9 protein-coding genes are annotated in these 6,919 nt (G+C 75.0%); 5 read left to right on the top strand and 4 right to left on the bottom strand.

The window, feature by feature from the left end; genetic code table 11:
• The 4 genes from RI554_09725 to RI554_09710 all read left to right on the top strand — a co-directional run.
• Positions 1–696: ATP-binding protein (locus tag RI554_09725; protein ID MDR9392293.1), on the top strand; the 696-nt coding region annotated here is incomplete at its 5' end.
• A gap of 9 nt (positions 697–705) precedes the next feature.
• The gene (locus RI554_09720) at positions 706–1,344 is read left to right on the top strand and encodes a response regulator transcription factor (protein MDR9392292.1); all 639 of its coding nucleotides are present in this window, start codon (positions 706–708) and stop codon (positions 1,342–1,344) included.
• Between the two features lie 16 nt (positions 1,345–1,360).
• A complete protein-coding gene (locus RI554_09715) occupies positions 1,361–1,876 on the top strand; it encodes a TrkA C-terminal domain-containing protein (protein ID MDR9392291.1) in 516 nt (171 codons plus the stop codon).
• Entirely contained in the window at positions 1,873–3,177 is a 1,305-nt protein-coding gene (locus RI554_09710; protein ID MDR9392290.1) for a cation:proton antiporter, read from the top strand. The genes RI554_09715 and RI554_09710 overlap by 4 nt, the downstream gene beginning before the upstream one ends.
• Here the strand turns inward: RI554_09710 and RI554_09705 are convergent.
• The 4 genes from RI554_09705 to polX all read right to left on the bottom strand — a co-directional run bounded on the left by RI554_09705 (position 3,158) and on the right by polX (position 6,523).
• Positions 3,158–3,544: a hypothetical protein gene (locus tag RI554_09705; GenBank protein ID MDR9392289.1), complete on the bottom strand. Its 387-nt coding sequence runs from the start codon at positions 3,542–3,544 to the stop codon at positions 3,158–3,160. The genes RI554_09710 and RI554_09705 overlap by 20 nt on opposite strands.
• A gap of 45 nt (positions 3,545–3,589) precedes the next feature.
• Positions 3,590–4,354 carry a bacillithiol biosynthesis deacetylase BshB2 gene (bshB2, locus tag RI554_09700; protein ID MDR9392288.1) on the bottom strand — a complete coding sequence of 255 codons (765 nt, stop codon included), beginning with the start codon at positions 4,352–4,354 and terminating at the stop codon, positions 3,590–3,592.
• Positions 4,351–4,707 (bottom strand): YojF family protein, encoded by a 357-nt coding sequence (locus RI554_09695; protein MDR9392287.1) that lies wholly within the window; start codon positions 4,705–4,707, stop codon positions 4,351–4,353. Before RI554_09695 ends, bshB2 begins: the two co-directional genes overlap by 4 nt.
• Before the next feature lie 70 nt (positions 4,708–4,777).
• Positions 4,778–6,523 (bottom strand): DNA polymerase/3'-5' exonuclease PolX, encoded by a 1,746-nt coding sequence (polX, locus tag RI554_09690; GenBank protein MDR9392286.1) that lies wholly within the window; start codon positions 6,521–6,523, stop codon positions 4,778–4,780.
• Positions 6,524–6,570: 47 nt separating this feature from the next.
• Here polX and RI554_09685 point away from each other — a divergent pair.
• The coding region (locus tag RI554_09685; protein MDR9392285.1) for a hypothetical protein at positions 6,571–6,919 on the top strand (349 nt) is incomplete at its 3' end.

Here is a 6,919-nt window from a genome sequence, read left to right as displayed (position 1 = left end):
GGGGAGGCCTGGCGGGCGGCGGCGGACGCGATCGTGGCCGCCGGTCTCGCCCGCCTCCGCGCCGAGGCGGACGCGAGGCGCGAGCGGGCGGCCCGCACGCGGCTGTTCGAGGCGTGGCTGCACGCCCAGGAGGAGGAGCGCGCCCGGGTGGCGCGCGACCTGAACGACGAGATCGGCCAGACGTTGACGGCGTTGGTCCTGCACCTCGACGGCGACGACGGCGCGGCGGACGCCAAGGCGCTCGCGGCCCGCGCCCTCGCCGACGTGCGGCGCGTCGCCGTCGCGCTGCGCCCGTCGGTCCTGGACGACCTGGGGCTGGAGGCGGCGTTGCGCCGCACGGCGCGCGACCTGGCCGCGCGGCACGCCCTGCGGGTGCAGGTCACCGTGGCGCTCCCGCGCCTCCCGCGACGGCAGGAGACGGTGCTGTACCGCGTCGGGCAGGAGGCGCTCACGAACGTCGTGCGGCACGCCGACGCCGGCTGCGCGTCGGTCGTCGCGACCGCCGCCCCCGACCGGATCGACCTCGTCGTCGAGGACGACGGCGTCGGGTTCGACGTCGCCGACGTCGCGCCCGCCGACCGGGTCGGCCTGGCTGGCATGCGGGAGCGGGTGGAGGCGGCCGGGGGGCGGCTGCGGATCGAGTCGCGGCCCGGCGCCGGTGCGACGGTGTACGCCCGATTGCCGCGGACGCACTAGAATCGGGGCATGACCGCTCCCCTGCGCCTGTTCGTCGTCGACGATCACGCCATCCTGCGCGCCGGCGTCCGGTTGCTCCTCGAGGACGAGGCCGGCTTCGACGTCGTCGGCGAGGCCGGGTCCGCGGAGGACGCCCTCGAGCGCGCGCCCGACGCGGCACCCGACGTGGTGCTGTTGGACCTGTCGCTCCCGGGCATGAACGGGATCGAGGCGGCGACCGCCCTCCGGGCGCGCCTCCCCGACGCCCGCTTCGTGGCGTTGTCGATGCACGAGGACGCGGAGTACGTCCACGGGTTTCTCGAGGCGGGCGGGTCGGGGTACGTGCCGAAGTCCAGCGTCGAAACCGACCTCGTCGACGCCATCCGCGCCGTCGCGCGCGGGGAGTACTACGCCCCCGCGCGGTTGTTGGCCGACGTCGCGCGGGAGATGGCGAACGGCGACCCGTACGCGCACGCGACGTTGACGGGCCGGGAGGAGGAGGTCGTCGCGCAGATCGCGCGGGGCGCGACGTACCGCGAGATCGCCGGCCGGCTCGGCATCAGCGAGAAGACCGTCGCGACGTACCGCGAGCGGGCCAGCGAGAAGTTGGGGGTCCGGACCCGCGCCGAACTGGTGCGGTGGGCGCTGGAGCACGACCTGGTCGATTGACGCGTATCCTGCGGGCATGGACGACGCACCGCACGCACCCGAGGTGTTCGCGTCGACGCTGCCGGGCGTCGGCAAGAAGTACGTGATGCCGCTCGCGTCGGGGGGCAGCGTCGCGATCCTCGTCAAGCCCGACGGCGAACGGCAGCTGTTCCACTTCCTCGAGGACGAGGACCGCCCCTGCGACGTCGTGAAGTTGCGGCCGGAGGAGGGCCAACAGGTCGCGGCGTTGGTCGGCACGCCGACCGTCGCGGCGCCCGACCCCGAGCGCATGGAGTTGGTGTTGGGGGCGCTGGAGATCGAGTGGGTCGACGTGCCCGAGGGCTCGCACCTGGTCGGGCGGACGCTCGGCGATTCGCGCCTCCGGCGCCGGACCGGCGCCAGCGTCGTCGCGATCCTCCGGGGGGAGGAGGCCCTACCGAACCCCGGCGTCGAGGCGGTCTTCGAGGCGGGCGACGTGCTGGTGTTGATCGGCGACGACGCGCAGACCGACGCCGCCCGGGCGGTCATCGAGGGGACCGACGCCGCCCGGTGAGCCCCGCCTGGACCTTCGGGCTGCTCGCCCTCGCGCTCTACGCCGCGGCGTGGGGATCGCGCAAGGCGGGGATCTCCAGCGTCGCGGGGTTCCTCGTGCTCGGCATGCTCGTGGGGCCGGGCGGACCGCTGGCGGACGGCCCGCTGGCGGGGGGGCCGCTCGCGCCGTTCGAGGCGGGGCCGGTCACCGACCTCCTGGCGGAGCTCGGGTTGTTGTTGCTGTTGTTCGCGATGGGCCTCGAGTTCACCCTGAAGCGCTTCGCGGAGGGCGGCCGCGCCACCCTCGTGGCGGGCTCGATCGACCTCGTCAACCTCCTCGTCGGCGTCCTCGCCGGCCTGGCGTTCGGGTTCGGCGCGTGGGGGGCGGTGTTCCTGGGGGCGGCGGTGTACATCAGCAGCAGCGGCGTGATCGCGAAACTCCTGAGCGAGCGCGCCCTGATCGCGTACCCCGAGGCGGAACGCACGCTCGGCGTCCTCGTCTTCGAGGACCTCGCGATGGTGGTCGTTCTCGGGGGGTTGGGGTTGGCGACGGCGGGCGGCGACGCGTGGCGCTTCGTCGGCGTCGCCGCGGTCCTCGTCGGGTACGTCGTGCTCCTCCGCGTCGGTCGTGGCGCCCTCGAGCGGCTGCTGGACCGCGAGGGCGAAGCGCTCGCGCTGTTGCTCCTGGGGGCGCTGCTGGTCGCCTCGCTCGCGGCGAAGGAGCTCGGCTTCCCCGAGGCGGTCGCGGCGTTCCTGCTGGGGATGGTCGTCGCGGACTCCCGCCATCGCGACCGGGTGGAGTCCACCCTCGCGAGTTGGTTGCACGTCGCCGCCGCGGTGTTCTTCTTCGACGTCGGCCTGCACGTCGACCTCGCCGCGGCGTGGGCGTACCTCCCGCAGGCCGCGGCGTTGCTGGTCCTGATGATGGGGACGCAGCTCGCGACCGGCACGCTGGCGGGCCGCGCGACGGGCCTGTCGCGACGGGGCGCGGTGGGGCACGGCCTGATGCTGCTGCCGCGCGGGGAGTTCAGTCTGGTGATCCTGGGCCTCGCCGCCGCCGCACCGCAGATCCCCGCGGACGTCCGCGTGGCGCTGTACGCGACGGTGTCGGCGTACGTCGTCGCGTCGATCCTGGTGGGGAGCGTCGTATTCGCGCGCTACGACGCGATCAGCGACCGGCTCGCGCGGGCGCTTCGCGGGCCCGCCGCGCGCCGGCGCGACGCCGCCCGCCGCGCGGAACTCGACGCGATGCGCGGGGGCGCGCGGCGCGACGGGGCGGCGGCGGGCGGCGGCGACCGGTCGGTCAGTCGCGGACGAAGGTGACTTCGCGGGCGTCGAGGTCGGCGGCCTCGACCTTCCACCCGGCCGACAGCCAGGTGAGCGCCTGCGAGTGGGTGTCGGTGTTCGCCCACCAGGCGCGGTGCCGGTGCGCGCTCGCGGGGAGCGCCCGACCGATGATGGTTTCGATCTCGTCGAACGACAGCGTCTTTTCGCGTTCGCTGACGTCGGCGAGGTGCGTTCCGATGGCGGCGTAGCTGCTGGCCGAGGGCCCGCTCGCCCGCCGCGACCGCCGCGCGCCGCGACGCGCGCTGGGCAGGTCGGCGTCCCCCGCGAGCCAACGCCCCATCAGGGCGTAGAACTCGGTGAGGCGCTCTTCGGGGACCCACACTTTCACTTCGACGTGGTTCATGGTCTTCCCTCCGGGGTGGCCCGTGCTCGGGCCTCCGGAGCGAGTCTACTGCATTCGTTCGGGGGTGCGTGTGCGCGTGCTGGACGGTTCTGCGGAAAGCGTGTAAAAGCGCTCGGTACGTTTCGCCTCCTCCATGCGAAGGCGTTGCGCTTCGTCCTCGTCCGCCCGTCGTTCCATCCGGGCGAACATCGCCTTCGTCTGCGTCGCGTGCGCCTCCAACGCCGCGCGCTTCCGGTCGCTCCACGCCCGGACGTCGACCCGGACGTCCGCCACCCCCAGCGCCGCCTCGATCGCCTCGCGGTGCCCCACCGCGACCGCCCAATGCCGGGGGCGCCGCGCCGCCTCGATGCGGGCCACCGCCCGCCGCGTCGCTTCGCCCAAGGCGTCGTGGTCGGGGTGCACCCCGTACCCGGGGTAGAACCCGATCACCAGGTCCGCGTCGAGGGCGCGCACGACGTCGGCGACGTCCTCGGCGACCGCGTCCAGGTCCTCGAACTCCACGGTCTTGTCGCGCAACCCCAGGAAGCGCACGTCGCAATCCAGGATCCGGCACGCTTCGCGCAGCTCCCGCTCGCGCACGTCGCGCAGCGTCTCGCGGTGCGCGAAGAAGGGGACGCCCATGTTGCGGCCCATGTCGCCGTAGGTGCCGCACAGGTACGTCACCGGGACGCCCGCGTCGCGGTGCATCGCGATCGTGCCGCCCGACGAGAAACTCTCGTCGTCGGGGTGCGGCAGCACCACCAGCAGGTGACGCTCCGCGACCGGTGCGTCCACCGTCCACTCCGGCGTCGCGCGCCCGGCGCCGCTCACGCGCCCTCCCGGAACGGCGTCGCCCCGACCTGCAGCGCGATGCGCAGCCGCCCCTCGTCGTCGTACCCCGCCAGCAACAGGCGGCCCTCGTCGTCGGTCGTGGCGTGCGTCAGGCCGTCGCCGTACACCCACCCGCCCTCCATCTTGAGGCCCACCCGGTAGGGGCCGGCGCCCTTCACCGCCCCCCGCGCGTAGCGCACGACGGCGTTGCGGACGAAGGCGACGACCGGCGGGACCTTCTCCGGCCCGAGCGCGGTGTACGTCCCGGTGGTCGTCTCCAGGTGCAGGTAGACGTCGCGGTTCGCCAGGCGGTCGAGCGCGTCGGTCACGGCGTCGGGATCGATCGGTTCCACGGGACCTCCTCACGGACCCCCGACCCTACCGCTTCCGTCGCCCCCGCCGCGTCGGCCGACCCGCCCACGCTCACCCGGCGCCGGGCTCCGCGTCCTCCTTCGCGAGGAACGCTCGCAGGCGTGCCGTCGACCAGGTGTTGATCACCGCGTCCGCCTCCAGGCCGGCGCGGCGCGCCTGCAGGATCCCGTGACGCAGGAGATCCAGGTCGCTCGGCGCGTGCGCGTCGGTATTCACCGCGATCCGCGCGCCCGCCGCCGCGGCGGCGCGGGCCGCGACGTCGCCCAGGTCGAGGCGGGCGGGGTGCGCGTTGATCTCCAGCGCCACGTCGTGCGCGGCCGCCCCCTCGACCACGGCGTGCAGGTCGAACGCCATGCCCTCACGCTTCCCGATCAGGCGGCCCGTGGGGTGGCCCAGGACGTTCACCGCCGGGTGCCGCACCGCCCGGAGGATCCGGTCGGTCTGCGCCGCGGCGTCCAGCTCCAGGTGCGTGTGCACGCTCGCGACGACGACGTCGAGGGTCGCGAGAACGTCGTCGTCCAGGTCCAACGCGCCGTCCTCGAGGACGTCGACCTCCACCCCGCGCAGGACCGTCAGGCCCGGCACCGCGTCGCGGACCGCGTCGATCGCCTCCATCTGCCGCAGTAGCTTCGCGCGGTCCAAGCCCCCCGTCATGCGCAGGGTCGGGCCGTGGTCGGTGATCGCCAGCACCTCGCGCCCCCGCTCCGCGGCGGCGCGCATCATCGCCTCCAGGTCCGCCTGCCCGTCGCTCCAGTCGGTGTGCGCGTGCAGCTCCGCGCGCACGTCGCCGACCTCCACCAGGTCCGGTAGCGTGCCGCGCTCCGCCCGCTCGATCTCGCCGCGGTCCTCGCGCAGCTCCGGCGGGACGAACGCCAACCCCAACGCGGCGTAGACGTCCGCCTCCTCCGCGCCGGCGAGGCGCTGGGCCTCGTCCGCCGACCACAGGCCGTACTCGTTCAGGCTCGCGTCGCGCGCCTGCGCGCGAGAGCGCAGGCGGACGTTGTGGGCCTTGCTGCCGGTGAAGTACAGCCACGCCGCCCCGAACGCCGCGTCGTCGACGACGCGCAGGTCCACCTGCAGGCCGTCGCGCAGCAGGACGCTCGTCTTCGCCTCGCCGGACCCGATCACCCGCTCCACCGCCCCGTACCCGCGCAGGGCCGCCATCGCGCCGTTCGGGTCCTCGGCGACGACGAGCAGGTCGACGTCCCCGACCGTGTCCCGTCCACGGCGGTAGCTGCCCGCCACCTCGCACCGCTCGACGCCCGGCACGGCCCGCAACGTCGCCAGCAGGTCCTCGACGTCGGCTTCGGCGTCGGCGCGTCGGCGCCGCGCCTGGAAGCGCCGGACCTGCGCGACGCCCTGCTCGATCCGCGTCTGCGTCTTCGCCCCGAAGCCCTTGAGGGCCTCGATGCGACCGTCCCGCGCCGCCGCCTCGAGCGCGTCGAGGCTCTCGACGCCCAGCTCCCGCCACAACGCCCGCGCCTTCTTCGGGCCGACGCCCGGCACCCGCACGACGTCCAGCAGACCGCTCGGGACCGCCTCGCGGGCCTCGAGCAGCGCCGGCATCGACGCGCCCCCGACGCGCGCCTCGAGCTGCGCGGCGATGTCCTTGCCGACGCCCGGCAGGTCCGTCAGGTCCTCGCCGGCCTCGACCATCGCGGCGACGGGGCGCTCCAGGTCGGCGACGGTCCGCGCGGCGTTGCGCCACGCGCGCACCCGGAACGCGTTGGCGTCCTGCAACTCCAGCAGGTCCCCGATCTCCTCGAGCTCCTGGGCCAGGGCGGCGTTGCGCAGCATGCCCGCAGGGTACCGCCCCGGTCGCGGCTCGGCGGTACCCTTCGGGCATGCCCGCGCCCGACGACGCCGCGCACGAGGGGGCGCCGCCCGAGGCGGCGCCCCCCGTCGGCAGCGTGCATCTCGACGCCGGCCGCGCCGACCGCGACGGGGCGCACGGCCTCCACTTCGAGGCGCCGCTCGCGGTGGAGACCCTCGCGCGGGGGCAGGACCCCACCGACCTGTACGCCCGCCTCCAGGCCCACCTCGACGCCGGTCGCTGGGTCGCGGGGTACCTGACGTACGAGGCGGCGCACGCCCACCACGGCCTCCAACACCACGGCCTCCCCCACCACGGCCTCCCCCACCACGGCCTCCCCCCTCGCGCCGACGACGCGCCGCTCGCCTGGTTCGGGGCGT

The sequence above is a fragment of the Trueperaceae bacterium genome (assembly GCA_031581195.1).
Lineage (GTDB): Bacteria > Deinococcota > Deinococci > Deinococcales > Trueperaceae > SLSQ01.
Note: the sequence above shows the minus strand (reverse complement) of the source record. Positions and strands in the feature narration are given on the sequence as shown.